Annotated in this window: 1 protein-coding gene; it reads right to left on the reverse strand. The window is 65.4% G+C overall.

From position 1 onward, the window contains the following. On the reverse strand, positions 1-437 hold a 437-nt coding region (locus tag VE26_RS18210), incomplete at both ends, for a beta-xylosidase family glycoside hydrolase (protein WP_046106517.1).

Raw genomic sequence — 437 nt, forward strand, 5'->3', positions numbered from 1 at the left:
AGATGGCGTCCGCAGTCGTCCGAGAGCAGGGTTGCGCGGAGCACCGGGACGATGGGCTTGCGCCTCGCGGCCGTCAGCGCGTAGAAGAAGGGCAGCGTGTGGCCGCGAATGGTCAGCTTGAGGTTGATCGTGTCCGCATGAGGGATCCGCACCGGCTCGGCCGGAAAGCGCAGCTTGCCGGCGGGCCAGCTCATTTCCGCGGCCATGATCAAGAGTTCCCGCTGCCCGTCGGAATGGGCGCCCACGGTCAGGTAGACGAAATTATAGCGGCTGTAATAGGCGGTGAGCCCGGCAAAGGTGCGTTCGTCGGTGGGGGCGACATCGATCACCGTTTCCGCATCATAGGAAAAATGCGTCTGGCGGCGGGCGACGAGCGCCTGTTCGAGCCAGGAGCCGGGGGCTTCGCGGCGGATGAGCGTCAGCTTGCCGTTATCGGG

Source organism: Devosia chinhatensis (assembly GCF_000969445.1).
Classification (GTDB): domain Bacteria; phylum Pseudomonadota; class Alphaproteobacteria; order Rhizobiales; family Devosiaceae; genus Devosia; species Devosia chinhatensis.